This is a genomic window from Afifella sp. IM 167 (assembly GCF_020144925.1).
Taxonomy (GTDB): domain Bacteria; phylum Pseudomonadota; class Alphaproteobacteria; order Rhizobiales; family Afifellaceae; genus Afifella.
Window position 1 is genome coordinate 66,038 of the sequence record NZ_NSLC01000004.1, and the last position, 16,845, is coordinate 82,882.

At 66.6% G+C, this 16,845-nt stretch carries 13 protein-coding genes; 6 read left to right on the forward strand and 7 right to left on the reverse strand.

What is annotated here, in order from left to right:
- Nucleotide 1: 1 nt before the first annotated feature.
- The 7 genes from CLD20_RS07805 to CLD20_RS07835 all read right to left on the reverse strand — a co-directional run bounded on the left by CLD20_RS07805 (nucleotide 2) and on the right by CLD20_RS07835 (nucleotide 10,188).
- Nucleotides 2–466 (reverse strand): cyclic nucleotide-binding domain-containing protein, encoded by a 465-nt coding sequence (locus tag CLD20_RS07805; protein WP_224406056.1) that lies wholly within the window; start codon nucleotides 464–466, stop codon nucleotides 2–4.
- Between the two features lie 15 nt (nucleotides 467–481).
- Nucleotides 482–3,133 (reverse strand): ABC transporter ATP-binding protein/permease, encoded by a 2,652-nt coding sequence (locus CLD20_RS07810; RefSeq protein WP_224406057.1) that lies wholly within the window; start codon nucleotides 3,131–3,133, stop codon nucleotides 482–484.
- A gap of 50 nt (nucleotides 3,134–3,183) precedes the next feature.
- Nucleotides 3,184–4,359, reverse strand: coding sequence for an ABC transporter permease (locus CLD20_RS07815; protein ID WP_224406058.1), 1,176 nt, complete (start codon nucleotides 4,357–4,359; stop codon nucleotides 3,184–3,186).
- A complete protein-coding gene (locus CLD20_RS07820) occupies nucleotides 4,356–5,381 on the reverse strand; it encodes an ABC transporter permease (protein ID WP_224406059.1) in 1,026 nt (341 codons plus the stop codon). Before CLD20_RS07820 ends, CLD20_RS07815 begins: the two co-directional genes overlap by 4 nt.
- A 126-nt stretch (nucleotides 5,382–5,507) precedes the next feature.
- A complete protein-coding gene (locus CLD20_RS07825) occupies nucleotides 5,508–7,490 on the reverse strand; it encodes an ABC transporter substrate-binding protein (RefSeq protein WP_224406411.1) in 1,983 nt (660 codons plus the stop codon).
- Nucleotides 7,490–9,295: a dipeptide ABC transporter ATP-binding protein gene (locus CLD20_RS07830; protein ID WP_370636851.1), complete on the reverse strand. Its 1,806-nt coding sequence runs from the start codon at nucleotides 9,293–9,295 to the stop codon at nucleotides 7,490–7,492. The genes CLD20_RS07825 and CLD20_RS07830 overlap by 1 nt, the downstream gene beginning before the upstream one ends.
- Before the next feature lie 203 nt (nucleotides 9,296–9,498).
- Complete coding sequence (locus CLD20_RS07835) at nucleotides 9,499–10,188, reverse strand: methyltransferase domain-containing protein (protein ID WP_224406060.1); 690 nt, start codon at nucleotides 10,186–10,188, stop codon at nucleotides 9,499–9,501.
- A gap of 148 nt (nucleotides 10,189–10,336) precedes the next feature.
- On the opposite strand from CLD20_RS07835, the gene CLD20_RS07840 reads away from it, so the two are divergent.
- From CLD20_RS07840 to CLD20_RS07865, 6 genes are read left to right on the forward strand one after another with little or no spacing between them, the layout of a single operon-like run.
- Nucleotides 10,337–11,533, forward strand: a complete 1,197-nt coding sequence (locus CLD20_RS07840) for a glycosyltransferase family protein (RefSeq protein WP_224406061.1) — start codon at nucleotides 10,337–10,339, stop codon at nucleotides 11,531–11,533.
- A gap of 13 nt (nucleotides 11,534–11,546) precedes the next feature.
- Complete coding sequence (locus tag CLD20_RS07845; RefSeq protein WP_224406062.1) at nucleotides 11,547–12,761, forward strand: glycosyltransferase; 1,215 nt, start codon at nucleotides 11,547–11,549, stop codon at nucleotides 12,759–12,761.
- Nucleotides 12,758–13,855, forward strand: a complete 1,098-nt coding sequence (locus tag CLD20_RS07850; RefSeq protein WP_224406063.1) for a glycosyltransferase family 4 protein — start codon at nucleotides 12,758–12,760, stop codon at nucleotides 13,853–13,855. Before CLD20_RS07845 ends, CLD20_RS07850 begins: the two co-directional genes overlap by 4 nt.
- Nucleotides 13,852–14,994 (forward strand): glycosyltransferase family protein, encoded by a 1,143-nt coding sequence (locus CLD20_RS07855; protein WP_224406064.1) that lies wholly within the window; start codon nucleotides 13,852–13,854, stop codon nucleotides 14,992–14,994. The genes CLD20_RS07850 and CLD20_RS07855 overlap by 4 nt, the downstream gene beginning before the upstream one ends.
- Nucleotides 14,991–15,761: a polysaccharide deacetylase family protein gene (locus tag CLD20_RS07860; protein WP_224406065.1), complete on the forward strand. Its 771-nt coding sequence runs from the start codon at nucleotides 14,991–14,993 to the stop codon at nucleotides 15,759–15,761. The genes CLD20_RS07855 and CLD20_RS07860 overlap by 4 nt, the downstream gene beginning before the upstream one ends.
- Complete coding sequence (locus tag CLD20_RS07865; protein WP_224406066.1) at nucleotides 15,754–16,842, forward strand: Stf0 family sulfotransferase; 1,089 nt, start codon at nucleotides 15,754–15,756, stop codon at nucleotides 16,840–16,842. The genes CLD20_RS07860 and CLD20_RS07865 overlap by 8 nt, the downstream gene beginning before the upstream one ends.
- Nucleotides 16,843–16,845: the final 3 nt, after the last annotated feature.

A 16,845-nucleotide genomic window follows, 5' to 3' on the forward strand; every position in this document is an offset into this window, starting at 1 on the left:
CTCAGGCGGCGTCTTGGGCCAGCTGGCTGCGCAGCTGCGCCAGGTCCTGGGTGGTGCGCTCGAGGCGCCGCGCCAGGACGCGCATGATGTCGAAGCTCATTTCCGGGAACTCCCTCATCAGGGTGAAAAGCTGATCGCGCGACAGCGTCAGCGCCTCGGTCTCGGCGGTCGCCACCACGGTGGCGGTGCGCGGCACCTCGAAGAGCACGGCGATCTCGCCGACGATGTCGTTGCGCGTCAGGCCGGCGACCTTCTTCTGGCCGCCGCCGCTGTCGACCAGCACCTCGCAGGCGCCCTTCAGGATGATGAAGGCGGTGTCGCCCTCGTCGCCCTGCCGGCACAGCGATTCGCCCGGATGGAAGACCACCCGCTCGCTGATGAAGGCAAGCAGCTTGAGCTTGGAGACGTCGACATTGGCGAGGATCGGCACCGCCGAGAGCGCCCTCACCTCTTCTTCCATGCTCATCTGCCCACTCCCTCTCTACTCTGCAGCAACGTCTTCGCCGGCGCCCGCCTCGCCGGCCTGCGGATCGGTCGGCCCCGCCTGGGGCCTTTCTTCCGAAATGATCTCGCCACCTCTCATTTCAATGACATGGTCGAACCTGTCGGCGAGTTCCTTGCCCGACATGCCGATGATGAGCGTGCGGCCTTCCACCATCTCCTGCAGCCTCTCCAGCTGCTGGCGCTCGCCGGGATCGCCCGCGCCCTTGAAGAGATCGTCGAGAATGAGGACCGTCGGCCGGCGGATCAGCACCCTGAGGAGGCCGATCTTGACGCGCTGGCCGGAGGACAGGCGCGAGCCGTTGATGCCGACGCGGAAATCGAGGCCGGCGCGCAGGATGAGCGGCGTCAGCCCGAATTCCTCGACGCAGTCGGCGATCGCGGTCTCGGCGCGCTCGCGGCTCTTCGGGCGGTCTGCCCTGAGGCGGCCGAACAGGAGGTTCTCCTCGATCGAAAGCGCCTCGGAATAGGCCTCCCTCGAAAAGAAGTCGAAAGCGTCGGGGACGCTCGCCGTCAGCGTCTCCCAGACCTGCGGCCGCGCCTTGACCGATTTCTCCTCGATCTCCGGCGTGACGATGCCGAGGCGGTGCTTGTTGGGAATGAGCTGCAGGGCAAGACCGATGAGGAGATTGCGGTCCTTGCGCTTCAGCTTCTCGGGCCCGTCCTTCGCCCGGCGCAGCAGCGCGGTCACTTCCGGCAGCTCCTCCATCGGAATGAAAGAGTAGGTGGCGAGCGCGTCGCTGCCCTCGCTGACGGAGGAGAACAGCTCGACCATGGTCTCGGCGAGGCTGTGGCCGGCCGCCAGCAACAGATCCTCGAGCCCCGCTTTGGCGACGGCGGTCTCGAAAGCCGGCATCTCGGCGAGCTGGCGCGGCGTCATCGCCGGATCGCGCGGCACGCCGAAGACGATGTTCTCGGCGAGCGTGGCGCTGCGGTTGAAGGCGTCCGCCTTCCAGAATTCGACGAAATCGGACTTGCCGCCGCCCGCGCCCACCTTTTCGGAAATCATGGCGCGGGCCGAGAGGATCATCTCGCGCGCCTCCTCTCCGATCGCATCGGGCAGGCGCGCCTGCAGGCCCATCCGATAGACCTCGTCGCTCATGCCGAAGGCCTTGATCTTCTCGATGAGGCGCATGTCGAGCTCGCGCACGGAGGCAACGCCGGCCTCGGAAAGATCCTCCCAGGCGCTCTGGTATTCGTAAGGCGCGTTGTCGGTCCGCATCGCCTCGGCCAGACGGCGGCGGCGCGCTTCCTCCGACAGGACGTCCGTCGGCGCGATCGGCCGGTGCAGGAGGCCGTAGACGAGATTGAAGCGGATGGTGTCGTTGAGGATGTAGGGATGGCCGGAGGCATAGCCGATGCGCCGGCCGAGGACGGATTGCGGCAGGGCATCGAGGGACTGGCCGTCGAGTTCGATCCTTCCGGAGACGGGCGAGAGGAGACCCGCCAGCATCTGCAGGAGCTGGGTGCGCCCGCTGGATTCGGCCCCGACGATGGCGACCCGTTCGCCGAGACTGATCTCGGCGCTGATGTCGTTCACCTCCTGGCCCGCCCCCTCGCCCGCATAGGTGACGTGGTTGAGGACGAGGCGCGAGCAGGAATCGAGATCGAATTCCGGCTCCGCATGCAGGCGCTCTACCGGATAAAGGTCGGGCGGGTCGAACTGCTCGACCACGGAGACGTACTTCACCTGGGTATCGGCGAGGCTCTGGTAGTAGTCGAGAAGCTCCTTCCACGGGGAGGCGAGGTCCTTGTAGGCCGCCAGGACGGCGACGAGCGCACCGAAGGAGATATCCCCGTTGATCACCAGATAGCCGCCGATCGAATAGAAGAAAAACGGGGTGATCTGGTTCATGAAATTGTTGATGAACTTGATCATGAACTTCCGCTTGAAGATCTCATAGCGGATGTCGAAATTTCTCTGCAGCCGATTGGTGAATTCGGCGAGGTGGTAGGCGACCGTGTTGTTGGCGTGAATGTCGCGCACGCCGCCGATGGCGGCGCCGACATCCTCCGAAAGCTCCCGCAGATTGCGCACGCGCTCGCGCGCCAGCTGGTTCACGCGCTTCTGCATGCGCGGGATCAGCCAGCCCTGGACGGGATAGAGCGCCACCGCCGCGCCACCCAGGAGCGGGTCCTGCATGAAGATGAAGAAGAGATAGACGAGCAGCGTGCCGCCCTGGAAGACGGGCACGGCGATCGCATCGGCGATGAAGCCGCCGAGCGGCTGCACTTCGGAGGCGATCATGGCGATGATCTCGCCGGAGGAGGTGCGCGAGAAATACGGCAGGCGGAAGCGCAGAACCCGCTCGAAGAGCTGGTAGCGCAGGCGCCGCAGGGTGCGCTCGCCCGCGAGGCCCTTGTAGACGTTCATCACGTATTTGACGACGCCGTTGAGGCCGACGAAGAACAGGAAGGTGAAGGACAGAAGCAGCAGAAACTGGATCTGATCGAACTCGAAGCCGAGATATTGCTTGGGGAAATCCTTGCCGCCGATCGCCTGATTGACGATCATCTTCGGAAGTTCGAGCGTGACGTAGAGGATCGGGAACGAAACGAGCGTGATCGCCAGGATGATCAGCTGCTGGGCGCGCGAATAGCGCCAGATGTAGCGAAAGAAATTCCGGTCCAACGGCTTCCCGCTCTTCCCTTCAGCCCTCCGGCGCCGACGACGGATGCCTGCTACTTGTACGGATCTGCCGCGTCGCGCAGCCCGTCGCCGAAGAACGAGAATGCTAACACGACTATGATCACCGGCACTACTGGCGCAACGAGCCATGGGTAGACTGTGATAATTGTCACAGACTGAGCCTCGTTGAGCATGACACCCCATGAGATCGTCGGCCGTCTCAGACCCAGATTGAGGAAGGAGAGCGCCGTCTCACCGAGGATCATGGAAGGCACCGAGAGCGTCGCGCTGGCGATGAGGTGGCTCATGAAGCCCGGGACGAGGTGGCGCGAGATCACGCGGCTCGGCGAGGCGCCCATCAGGACGGCGGCCTTGGCGTATTCCTCCTCGCGCAGGGCGAGCAGCTTGGAGCGCACGGCGCGCGCAAGGCCCGGCCAGTCCAGGAGCCCGAGAATGATGGTGATGCCGAAATAGATCAGGATCGGGCTCCACGTCACCGGCAGGGCGGCGGAGAGGGCCATCCACAGCGGCAGTTCCGGCAGCGAGCGCAGCACCTCGATGACGCGCTGGACGAGCGAGTCGATCCAGCCGCCGAAATAGCCGGCCATGCCGCCGATGACGACACCGAAGAGGGTGGAGATGGCGACGCCGATGAGGCCGACGGTGAGCGAGATGCGGGCGCCGTGAACGAGGCCGGAGAAGACGTCGCGCCCGAGCCGGTCCGTGCCGGCAAGGAAAGCGGTGCCGCCGAGGGGAGGGCAGAAGAGATGGAAACGGCCCTCCACGAGGCCCCAGAAACGATAGGGCTCGCCCAGGCAGAAGAAGCGCAGGCGGTCGACGCCCGTCTCGTCGCGCTCGTAATCCCAGCGCAGGAGGTCGAGGTTCACCGAGGCTGTGTAGGGGTGCACGAAGGGCCCGACGAACTCGCCATCCTGGAAGAGGTGCAGGCCCTGCGGCGGCGCATAGAGGTAGTCCACGTGCCGCTGGTTCGGCTGGTAGGGCGCGATCACTTCGGCGAAGGGCACGCAGAGATAGAACAGCAGCAGGACGATGCCGGAGACGACGGCGAGGCGATGGCGGCGGAACTTCCACCACATGATGGTGAAGGCGGAGGCGGAGTAGAAGCGCTCCTGCGCGGGCGTCAGCACCTCCACGGCGCCCGGATCGAAGGGCGCCTTGTCGACGTAATGCGGGAAGTGGCCGGGCTCCGGCGGCGTTGCCTCGGTCATGAGCGGGCGCTTCCTCCGAGGCGGATGCGCGGATCGAGAACGGCGAGCAGGAGGTCGGAGACCAGCATGCCGATCAGCGTCAGAACCGCGACGAAGAGGAGAATGAAGCCCGCCAGGTACTGGTCCTGCGACTGCAGCGCGTCGAGGAGGATCGGGCCGACCGTCGGCAGGTTGAGGACGACGGAGACGATGACGGAGCCGGAAACCAGCGAGGGGATGAGGTTGCCGATATCGGCGACAAAGGGATTAAGCGCCATTCGCAGCGGATATTTTGCCACCAGCCGGCGCTCCTGCAGCCCCTTGGCCCGGGCCGTCATGACGTATTGCCGGTCGAGCTCGTCGAGGAGGTTCGCCCTCAGCCGCCGGATCATGCCGGCCGTGCCCGCCGTGCCGATGACGATGGTCGGCACGATGAGATGGGAAAGCACTGAGCCAATCTTTGCCAGGCTCCATGGCTGATCGACATAGACCGGGTCCATCAGCCCGCCGATCGACATGCCGAACCAGACGTTGAAATAGTAGAGAAGGATGAGGCCGAGCAGGAAGTTCGGCGTCGCCAGACCGATATAGCCGATGAAGGTGAAGAGGTAGTCGCCGAAGGAATACTGCCGCATCGCCGAGTAGACGCCGATGGGCAGCGACACGACGTAGACGAAGAGGATGGTGGCGAAGTTGAGGATGATGGTCAGCGGCAGCGCCGGGCCGATCACCGTCGCCACCGGCTGGTTGTATTCGAAGGACCAGCCCCAGTTGCCCTGGATGAGGCCGGAGAAACCGGTCGGCCCCGGCCATGCGCCGACCCAGATGAGATAGCGCTCCAGGAAGGGCCGATCGAGTGCGAACTCAGTCCTCAGGAAGGCGATCTTGTCGGCACTCGCCCCCTCCCCTGCGGCGCGCAGCGCGGCGATCTGATTGGTCAGATAGTCGCCGGGCGGCAACTCGATGATGAAGAATATCAGAAAGCTGATGACGAACAGCGTCGGGATCATCCCGACCAGCCGTCTGAGCGCGTACCGCAGCATTCAGCTTCGCCTCTCCCCCAGCGGCGGGAATTCTCCCGCCCGTTCCTCCCGGCCGCACACCGAACTTTTTCGGCGGCACCATCCGTTTTTCAGCCGCAGCGCCCCCAAACGCTGAAGCAGGCGTCTTCACTTCGTCCCGATGCCGACCTCGTTCCTGCCGACCTTCACCGGTGTCACTTCCATAGCGTCGTCGTCGAACCAGAAGGCATCCATGCGATGCAGGCCGAACTGTGCGCCCGGATCCCAGCCGTATATGCCGGCGAGCGGCACGTTGCGAAGATAGTTGGAGCGCACCACCGGCTGGAAGACATCGGCGACGATGCCGATGGAAAAAGTCTCGGCCGCGTGGATCTGCAACATCTGCTGCCAGATGCGCCGTCGCTCCTCGGTCGTGATCGTGCGCTGCCAGGCGCGGTAGAGCTTCACCAGCTGGCGCGCGGGCCCGTAATCGACCGGCTTGCCCTTCTCGCCATGGTGGGCGAAATATTCGCCCCAGGCCGGCCAGATGAAGTTCTCGTAGACGATCGGAGCGAAATCGTCCGGCGGCATGTCGGCCGTCGGGATGCCGTTGTCGAAGCCGGCATCGGCGACCATCTGCAGCAGCCCGGCATTCGCCCGGCGGCGGATGTTGTCGCGCTCCGATGGCTTGATCATCATGTCGACGCCGATCTCGCGCCAGGTCTCGCGCACCAGTTCCAGCGCATCGACGATCTCCGGGCTCTCGCCATCGGTCTCCACGATGATCTGCAGCGGACGCCCGTCCGCCATCAGGCGGATTCCGTCGCCGCGCCGCTCGGTCAGGCCGATCTCGTCGAGAAGCGCGGAGGCGAAATCGGGGTCGTACTGCGTCCAGGCGGTGCGGTACTGCGGGCGGAAAAGCGGGCTCAGCGGCGTGACGGAGTTGTTGCTCGGTGTCGCCAGGCCGAAGAAGAGCACGCGGTTGATGAGCTCGCGGTCGATGCCGAGCGACAGGGCGTGGCGGAATCGCACGTCGAGGAAGAGCTTGCGCCAGCCCTCGTCCTCGATGTTGAGGTTGGGATAGAGCGCGATGCGCGCCGCCTTGGCGTCGGGCCAGAAGAGGGTCTGGTAGTCGCGCTCTTCCTCGCCGTTCTTCAGGACGGTGATGTCGGAGAAGGAGAGGCCGCGCGCCTGCAGATCGGCCTCGCCGGCATGCACCTTGGCCGCCACGAGCCGGGCATCGGCGACGTCGAGCACGATGCGGTCGACATAGGGAAGCTGGCGGCCGTTCCTGTCGATGCGATGGTAATAGGGATTGCGAATGAAGGTGAAACGACGTCCCGAGGCCGGCTGCACGACCCATGGCTGCAGGGTCGGCATCTCCGGATGCTCGTTGCCGTACATGTCGTCCATGAGGTTGTGCTCGGCCGCCCAGCTCCGCTTCTTGTCGCGCGCCATTTCCGCTTCGATGAAGGCGAGGTCGCCGTAGCGCTCGTGCCATTTCTTCAGGAAGTGCGCCGGGCGGTAGATGAAGGGCGGACGGGCCCTCGCCAGATTCTGCAGGAAGCCGGGATTGGGCTTGTCCCAGGCATAGCGGACCGTCAGCGGATCGATGATCTCGAAACGCGGTCCCTTGCCGTCGACGAGCAGGAAGGCCGGCAGGCCGCCCGGCGTGAGCTCCGCATTGGAGGCGATGTCCTCGAAATAGTAGCGAAAATCCTCGGCGGTGAAGGGATGGCCGTCCGACCATTTGTGGCCGGCGCGCAGGTGGAAGGTGAAGACGCGGTCGCCCTCGACATCGACGGATTTCAGGATGTCGGGCTTCAGCTCCAGGTTCCGGTCGAAGACGACGAGGCGCGCATAGCCCCAGACATTGACGAGGCGCACGTCCTTCTTGCGCGTGATGATGCTGTGGAGTTCGCCGCCGTGCCGGCCGGGTCCTCCGCCCTCCGGAAAGGTATCGTAGACGAGCGGGTCCTGCGGCACCCTTTCCTCGATCGGCGGCAGGGCGGAAACGTCATGGGTCTTGGCAAGCGTCTCCGTCTCTATGAGGGGCGGCTGGGCGGCCGCCGCGCCTGCCGGGATCGCGCCTGCCGGGATCGCGAGGAGCGTGGCGGCGAAGAGCGCGGAGAAAAGCCCGGAAAGACGCATCACGCCGCCCTTTGCCGCGCCTGCGGCACGCAGACGAAGTGGCCCGGCGCGACTTCCTGGAGCTTCGGCTCCATGCCGTCGACCAGGCGGTAGGGCTCCGGCCAGCAGGCGGGATCGGAAGCGCCCTCCTGCGCCAGCGCGGCGAAGTCGAGCTTCTGGTCGAGGCTCGGCGTCGGGATCGCCTTCAGGAGCGCCTGCGTATAGGGGTGGCGGGCTTCCTCGATGATCGCCCGCTTGTCCGCCAGTTCCACGATACGGCCCGCGCACATCACCGCGACGCGGTCGGCGATGTAGTCGACGACGGCAAGGTTGTGGCTGACGAAGACGAAGGTGAGGCCGAGCTCGGCCTTGAGATCCTTCAGGAGATTGAGGATCTGCGCCTGCACGGAAACGTCGAGGGCGGAGACCGGCTCGTCGCACAGAAGCAGCTCCGGCGAGAGGGCGAGCGCGCGGGCGATGCCGATGCGCTGGCGCTGGCCGCCGGAGAAGGAATGCGGGTAGCGCCGCAGGTGGCTGACGTTGAGCCCGACCATGCGGATCAGCTCCTTCACCCGCTCCTGCCGCTCCTCCGGCGTGCCGACCTTATGGATGACGAGCGGCTCGGCGAGGATGTCGCGCACCGTCATGCGCGGGCTCAGCGAGGAAAACGGATCCTGGAAGATGATCTGGACACGGCGGCGGAAGGCGAAGCGCTCGGCCGAAGAGAGGGTGGAAAGGTCGCGCGCCTCGCCGTCGAAGCGATAGAGGACGGAGCCCCGATCGGGATCCTCGGCGCCAAGGATCACCTTTGCCGTCGTCGTCTTGCCCGAGCCGGACTGGCCGACGAGACCGAGGCATTCGCCGCTCTTCACCCTGAGGCTGACATCGTCCATGGCGCGGATGGTGCGCAGGCCGGCCGCCGGCCCGGTCCGCCGCAGATGATAGATCTTGGAGACATCGCGCAGTTCCAGGAGAGGCGTCGCGCTCTCCGGCGCCGCGCGGTCGCGATGCAGGAACACCGCCGGGCGCGCGTCGATGGGACGGATCGGCTGCAGCCTCTCGTCCGGCCCCATATCGAAGCGCGGCACGGCGTTCAGGAGCGACTTCAGATAGGGGTGGCCGGGATGGCGGAAGACATCGTCGATGGAGCCCGATTCCATGATGCGGCCGCGATAGATGACGGCGACATGGTCGGCCATGTTCGCCACCACGCCGAAATCGTGGGTGATGAGCAGGACCGACATGTCGAGCTCGCCCTGCACCCGGCGGATGAGATGCAGCACCTCGGCCTGGATGGTGACGTCGAGAGCCGTCGTCGGCTCGTCGGCGACGAGGAGCGCCGGGCGGCACATCAGCGCCATGGCGATGACGGCGCGCTGGCGAAGGCCGCCGGAAAGCTCGAACGGATAGACCGAAAGTGCGCGCTGCGGGTCCGGGAACTGCACGAGGCGAAGCATCTCGGCAGAAAGCTCGCGCGCCTCGCGCCGGCCGACGCCGCGATGCAGGCGCACCACCTCGCCGAGCTGGTCGCCGATCGTATGCAGCGGCGAAAGCGCCGTCATGGGCTCCTGGAAGACGATGGAGATGCGGTCGCCGCGAATGCAGCGCATCGCTTCGCTCATCGGGTCGAGGCCGGCGAGATCGACGGTCTTGCCGCTCCGCGGATCGCAGAACAGCATCTGGCCGGAGACGATGCGCCCCTTCTTCGGAAGGATACCGAGGAGGGCCTGCGAGATCACCGTCTTGCCCGAGCCGGATTCGCCCACGAGCGCCACCGTCGAGCCGCGCGGGACCTGCAGGGAGACCCCGTCCACCGCCCGGCTCACGCCGTCGTCGCCGGTAAAATCGACAACGAGGTCGCGAATGTCGAGGACCGGCCCGGCACCTGCAGCCGGCGCGGCCGTTTCACTCTGCGGGGAGGCGGATCTGGGCGGACTAAGCTCGTTCACGAAAAGCAGCTTGGCGAACAGTTTGGAGGCGCGCAAGAATTATCGCATCGACCCACACAGGCCGATGACAGGCGCGGTAACTAGGCTTTCGCGGCGGCTGCTCCGCCTTTGCGGGCCTCGACATAGAGGCTTTCCCATGCGCGTTGCGGCGTATCGAGCAGCAGCCGCGGCTCGGCTCCCTCGCCGAAATCGCAGCGGCGGATATCCTCAAAGCCCGCTTCGGCCAGAACCTCCGCCATCAGTTCGAAATCGTAGCAGCATTTGTGCCCCCAATTGTGGTTTAGGTTCCACATCGCCTCGGCGCGGATCTTCCATTTGAGAAAGTTCTCGTGGGGCACCTCGCCGGCATAGTAGGCCGCGTACTTCTCCAGCGAGGGAACGATGATGCGGATGACGGCGCCGGGCGCCATCACGCGCCAGAGCTCGGCGAGAAGCCGGCGCGTATCGGCGATCCTGAGGTGCTCCAGCACATGCTCGGTATAGACGCCCTCGAAGAAGGCATCGTCGCATCTGAGGGGCCGGCGAAGATCGAGCGCCCAGTCGACCTTCTGCGGCTCCTCTCCCTTCAGGCGGTGCAGGAGGTTGAGGGGGAAGAAGTCGGCGTTGACGTATGCCTCGCGCCGGTTCCTGCCGAAGCCGAGATTGAGGAGGCCGTTCTTCTTCGGCGGCCGGGAGCGGAAGGGCGAAAGGAGCGCCGAGACCGCCTCGAAGGCGAGGTCCTCGCGGCCCCGCCGCCACTTGTTGCGAAAGTCGTGCTTGCTGCCGGCCATGTCCCCTGCGATAGGCTGGCGCGAGCCGCAGGGCAATGCGCCTCGGCCTCCTTGTTGAAACCCCTGAGCCGGTCTACGTTCGAGCAGAGGAAGTCAGGCTTCGGGGACCGCGGCCTTTTCCAAAGCATGCGGCAGGCGCCTCGACGGCATGACTCAAAAATCGCGCATCCTCATCTACAGCCACGATACCTTCGGGCTCGGGCATCTGCGGCGCTGCCAGGCCCTGGCGGAGGCGCTCGTGGAGCGCTTCGAAAACGCCTCGGTGATGATCCTTTCCGGCTCGCCGATCATCGGCAGCTTCGAGTATCGCTCGCGCGTCGATTTCGTGCGCGTGCCGGGCGTCATCAAGCTGAGGAACGGCGAATACACCTCGCTCAACCCGAAGCTCGACATCAACGAGACGCTGTCGATCCGCTCCTCGATCATCGAGCATACGGCGACGATCTACCGGCCGGACATCTTCATCGTCGACAAGGAGCCCTACGGCCTGAGGGGCGAGGTGCGGCCGACCCTGATGGCGCTGAAACGGATGGGCACGCGGCTGGTGCTCGGCCTCAGGGACGTGCTCGACGACCAGCAGATCCTCGCCACCGAATGGGCCCGCAAGGAGGCCTATCACGCCCTTACCTATATCTATGACGAGATCTGGGTCTACGGGCTGAAGTCGATCTACGATCCGCTCGCCGGGCTGCCGCTGCCGGAAGCGGTGCGCGACAAGATGGTCTTCACCGGATATCTGCGGCGCCATCTGCCGGCGATGGAGAGCTACCAGCCCGACCCCTTCGAGGGCGATCCCTACATCCTCGTGACGCCCGGCGGCGGAGCGGACGGGATGGAACTCGTCGACTGGGTGTTCCGCGCCTACGAGGCGCAGGAACGCGCCCTCTACCCCGCCCTTGTCGTTCTCGGGCCTTTCATGGCCCAGAGCGAGCAGCAGGCCTTCATGGAACGGGCGGAAAGCCTCCGGAACGTGAAGATGATGCGCTTCACGCCGCAGCTGGAGCCGCTGATCGACGGGGCGATCGCCCTCGTGGGCATGGGCGGCTACAACACCTTCTGCGAGGCGATTTCCTTCGACAAGCCGACGCTGCTCATCCCGCGCATCGTGCCGCGGCGCGAGCAGGCGATCCGGGCCGAAAGGGCCGAGGCGCTGGGGCTCGCCACGCACCTGCCGATCGACCGATATCCGGACGTCACGGCCATCACCGATGCGCTCTCCAAGCTGCCGGAGCGCAAGCCGCCTTCGGCCAGTAGCATTCCCGGTCTCCTCGACGGCTGGCAGAACATCTACGAGCAGGTCGCGCAGGTGCTGGAGCCGGATATCCTGAAACGCACCCTGCCCTAGGGCAGGCCGGGCCATGCGCGTCGCGACACTCCTCAAGGGCTATCCGCGCCTGTCGGAGACCTTCATCGCCCAGGAGATTCTCGGCCTGGAGAGGCGAGGGATTGCGCAGATGATCGTCTCCCTGCGCCACCCGACAGACCCCTACGAGCACGACCTTCACCGCGAGATCGGGGCGGAGCGCTACTATCTTCCCGAATACCTGAAGGACGATCCGGCGCGGGTCCGGCGCGCGCGGCGGCTCGCCGAAGAGCTGCCGGGATACAAGGCCGCCCTCGCCGCCTTCGAGGCCGACTTCGCCGCCGACCGGACCGCCAACCGGCGCCGGCGCTTCGGCCAGGCCTGCGTGCTCGCGGCCGAGATGCCGAGCGACATCGGCTGGATGCACTGCCATTTCCTGCATACGCCGGCCTCGGTCGCGCGATATGCCAGCCTGATGACGGGCATCGGCTGGTCCTTTTCGGCCCATGCCAAGGACATCTGGACGACGCCGGCGCCCGAGCTTTCAGCCAAGCTTGCCTCGGCGCGCTGGGGCGCGACCTGCACGGCGGCGAACGTGGCCTATCTGAAGAGCCTTTCCGACGATCCGGGAAAGATCTCGCTCGTCTATCACGGGCTCGACCTTGCCCGCTTCCCTTCGAGCCCGCCGGAGCATCCGCAGGCAGAGGAGATCACCATCCTCACCATCGGGCGCGCGGTGGAGAAGAAGGGCTTTTCGGACCTCCTGCGCGCCCTTGCGCTGCTGAAATCCGATCCGCGCTGGCGGCTGGTGCATATCGGCGGCGGCGGCCTGATCGCGCGGCTGCGCGCCGAAGCGGAGAAGCTTGCCATCTCGCAGCGCTTGGATTTCCGTGGCGCACAGCCTCGCGAGAATGTCTTCGACGCCCTCAAGGAGGCCGATATCTTCGTGCTGCCCTCGCGCATCACCCGTTCCGGCGACCGGGACGGCCTGCCGAACGTCCTGATGGAGGCGGCGGCCTTCGCGCTGCCGGCCGTCGCCACGACGGTCTCGGCGATCCCTGAATTCGTCGAGGACGGCAAGACCGGGCTTCTCGTTCACGAGCGCGACCCGAAAGCGCTGGCCGAGGCGCTTTCGGCCATGATGGACGATGCGGGCAGGCGCCGCGAGCAGGGGCTTGCGGCATTCGCACGCGTGCATTCGCGCTTTTCCTGCGAGCCCGGGATCGATTTCATGGCGGAGAAGCTGAAAGCCTCTCTGGCAGGACGATGAGAATTGCCTTCGCCGCGCCGATGAAACCGCCGGACGACCCGGTGCCTTCGGGCGATCGCACCTTCGCCCGCGCGATCCTCGCCGCCCTTTCCGGCCTCGGCCACGATGTGGAACTCGCCAGCCGCTTCCGGTCCTGGACACGCGAGCCCGACAGGCAGCCAGCGCTCCGGAGCGAAGGTCTCAGGGAGGCGGCCGCCGTCCTGGCACGGCTTCGCGAGAACCCGCCCGACTTCTTCCTCACCTACCATCTCTACCACCGGGCGCCCGACTGGATCGGCCCTGCCGTCTCGCAGGCGCTTGCCATCCCCTACGGCATCATCGAAGCGAGCTTTGCCCGGAAGCAGATGGCCGGCCCCTGGGCACAGGGCGCTGCCGATGCCCGCGCCGCGCTGGAAGGCGCGTCCCTCGTCGCCGCCATCCAGTCGGAGGATGAAGCGGGGCTCAAGGCGGTCGTGCCGGAGGCAAGGCTGACGCGGCTTGCGCCCTTTTCCGACCTTTCTCCCTTTCTGGAAGCGCCGCTGCATCGCCCAGAGGGCAGGACGCTGAAGCTCCTTTCCGTCGGGATGATGCGGCCGGGCAACAAGGCCGAGACCTATCGCGCCCTCGCCTCCGCACTCTCGGCCTGGGAGTTTTGCGACTGGCACCTTTGCGTGGTCGGCGAAGGGCCGGAACGGGGCGCGATCGAGCCGCTCTTTGCCCCTGAGAAAACCCGCTTTCTCGGCGGCGTGCCGGCCGAAAGGCTGCAGGCGCTCTACCGCGAGGCCGACATCTTCGTCTGGCCCTCGGTGAAAGAGCCTTTCGGCTTCGTCTTCATGGAGGCGATGGCTTCCGGCCTGCCGGCGATCGGCGGGCGGAGCGGCGGCGTGCCGGACGTGGTACGGGACGGAAAAACCGGGCTTCTCGTCGAGGCCTCCGATCCGGCGACGATCCTCGCCGCGCTCGACACGCTTCGCGACCCGGCGGTGCGCGCGCGGATGGGCGAAGAAGCGCGGCGGATCGCCGTCGCCGAGCACAGCCTTAAGGCCGGGCAGGCAAAGCTCGCCGCCTTCCTGGAGCGCACCTGCCGCAACTTCGCGGACAGGCCCCTCCCATGAAGGCGCTGATCTGGGTGCAGCACCTCCTCGGCACCGGCCATTCGGTGCGCGCCGGCGCCATCGCGCGGGCGCTTCGCGACAAGGGCGTCGCCGTCACGCTCGCCACCGGCGCTCGCCTGCCCGCCTCGGTTGATACGTCCGGGATCGAAATCGTCGCCCTGCCCCCGGCGCATGCCGCCGACAACGCCTTCAGCGCCATCCTCGACGAGCATGGCCGCTCCGTCGACGAGACCTGGTGGGAGAAGCGGCGCCGGATCCTGCTTGAGACCGCACGGCGCATCGAGCCGGATATCCTCCTCACGGAGGCTTTCCCGCTGGCCCGCCGCGCCTTTCGGGCCGAGCTTCTGCCGCTGATCTCGGAGGTGCGGGCTGCTCGCCGAAAGAGCCTCGTCGCCGCCTCTGTCCGGGACATTCTGGTGCGCAAGCCGCCGGAGAAGGAAGGCGCGATGGCCGAGCTCGCGCTTGCTCGCTACGACGCGATCCTCGTTCATTCCGATCCCGCCTTCGTGCGCCTGGAAGACAGTTTCGGCGCCGCGGGCCGGCTCGCAGGGATCACGCATTACACCGGCTATGTTTCGGGCGCCTCCGCCGTGCCCGCCCCGCCCGGCATCGGCGAGGCAGAGATCATCGTCTCCTGCGGCGGCGGGGCGGTCGGCAGGGCAATCCTCGACGCCGCCATCGCGGCGCGCGCGCATAGCCGCAAGGCCGGGCACCTCACATGGCGCATCCTCGCCGGCGCCAACCTGCCGGAAGCGGATTTCTCGCAGCTGGCGGCAGCAGCGCCGGAAGGCGTGATCGTTGAGCGGGCCCGGCCCGACTTTCCCGACCTTTTGAAACGGGCGCGCCTTTCCGTCAGCCAGGCGGGCTACAACACGGCCGTCGACATCCTTGCCGCAGGGGTCGCGGCCGTCTTCGTGCCCTTCGCCGAGGGCTCGGAAAGCGAACAGACGCAACGCGCCGAGCTTCTGACAAAAGGAGGTCTTGCCGTCCTCCTGCCGGAGGCCAGACTTTCGCCCGAGACGCTCGCCGGGGCGATCGACGAGGCAATGGCACTTCACCCGCCCAGATCCTCCTTGCGCCTCGACGGCGCACGGGAATCGGCGCGATACCTGATATCTGCTGCCGGAGAGAAGCGATGACGAAGGCCGAAGACGAAAAGAGCCGCTTTGTCGAGGCGCTCGACAAGGCCGCGAACGAGGGCTGCGCCATATCCTTCTTCTGGCGCGACGACGACGCCACCGAGCCCACCGACGAACTCGACCGGCTGCTCGCCCTCTTCGCCGAGGAGGAACTGCCGCTCGGCCTCGCCGTCATTCCCGAACCGGCGAGCCCGGAACTTGCCGAAAGGCTGAAGCACCTGCCGGGGGTCGCCGTCCTGCAGCACGGGCTCGCCCATCGCGACCATTCTCACGAGGGCGAAAAGAAATCGGAATTTCCGGCCTCGCGCGATCTCAGGCGGTGTCTGACGGACATCGAGCTCGGTCGCGAGCGCCTGCATGCGCTCTTTTCCTCGCCGCTGCCGGTCTTCGTTCCCCCCTGGAACAACATTGCCGATGCCGTGGCGGAGGCGCTGCCGAGCCTCGGCATCTTCGGCCTGTCGCGGCTCGGCCGCAGCCGCGGGCTTGCGGGCGAGCGCAACGCCCATCTCGACGTCATAGAGTGGCGCACGACACGGGCCTTCATCGGACGGGAAGTGGCCTGGCGGTGCCTGGCAGATGAGGCGCAGAAGCGGCTTGCGGGAGAAGAGGGCCCGATCGGCATTCTCACGCATCATCTTGCCCACGACGATGGCTGCTGGGATTTCTCGGCCGAGCTTGTCGAACTCCTTTGCGACCATCGCGGCGCGGCGATGCCGCCGGTCGCCGACATATTCGGCCTCGCCACGAGCGGGGGCGGCGGTGACTGAGGCTCCGACGGCGGATGCGCTCTTTCGCGCGGTGAAGAAACTCGGCCTGCTGGAGCATCTGGCCGGACGCGAGGATGCCCGCCTCCTTGCCGATCCCGCCGCCGCCGCCTTCCTCAAAACGTCCTGGCAGGGCGAGTTCGCCCATCTTCTCGTTTCCACCGACGCACCGGCGGCCGAGCGCGCGCGGATCGGCCATCTGTGGGCGCTCTCGCTCCAGGACGAGCCGCGCCTGAAGCGCTACGCCGCCACCCATTTCCCGAAGGCTGCCGTGAAGGGCTTCGTCGGCGACGCGGCCGTGATGGCCTCAGCCCGAGCCGACCCTTTCGGCGAGGAAGCGGAGGTGATGGCGAGCCCGCCGCCCGAGGTCACCTGGGCCATCCTCTGCGCGCCGCGCACGGGCTCCACCTGGCTCTCCAACCTCGTGCGCGAGACCGGCCTTCTCGGTCGTCCGACCGAGCATCTGCGCCCGCTCATCCGCTTCATGGTGGAGAACCGCCGCGTCTTCGGCTTCGACTTCGCGCGCTGGCTCGCCCTTCTCGCCCGCAGCGACCAGAAGGATGGGATCTTCGGCACTAAGATCATCCACGATTTCGCGCTGGAACTGTCGCCGCTCCTGACCCTGGAGGAACGGCGAAGCGTCGACCGGCTCGCCGCTCGAAGCCACTTCGTGCATTTCCGCCGGCGCGACCGGGCGGCACAGGCGGTCTCCGAATACCTCGCCGAAGCGACGCGCACCTGGCATGTGCGCAGCCCCGACGGGCTCGCCCGCTACGAGGCGGAGAAAGCCGCCGTTCCCTATGACGGGGAGAAAATCGGGGCCGCCTTCGCCCGCCACGGCGCAGCCGAAGAGCGCGTCGCCAGCTGGCTGAAACGCTCCGGCCGGCCGGTGCTGACCCTCTGGTACGAGGACGTGCTGGCGGCGCCGCGGGCGGCGATCGAGGAGCTGCACCTGTTTCTCACCGGGCGGCCCGCTCCCGCTTTCCGAATTCCGGAGACGCGCTACCAGCGGCTCGGCAACGGCCTGAACGAGGAAATGGCCGGGCGCTTTCGGCGCGAGGCCGGACGGCAGGCCGATCTCTAGCCG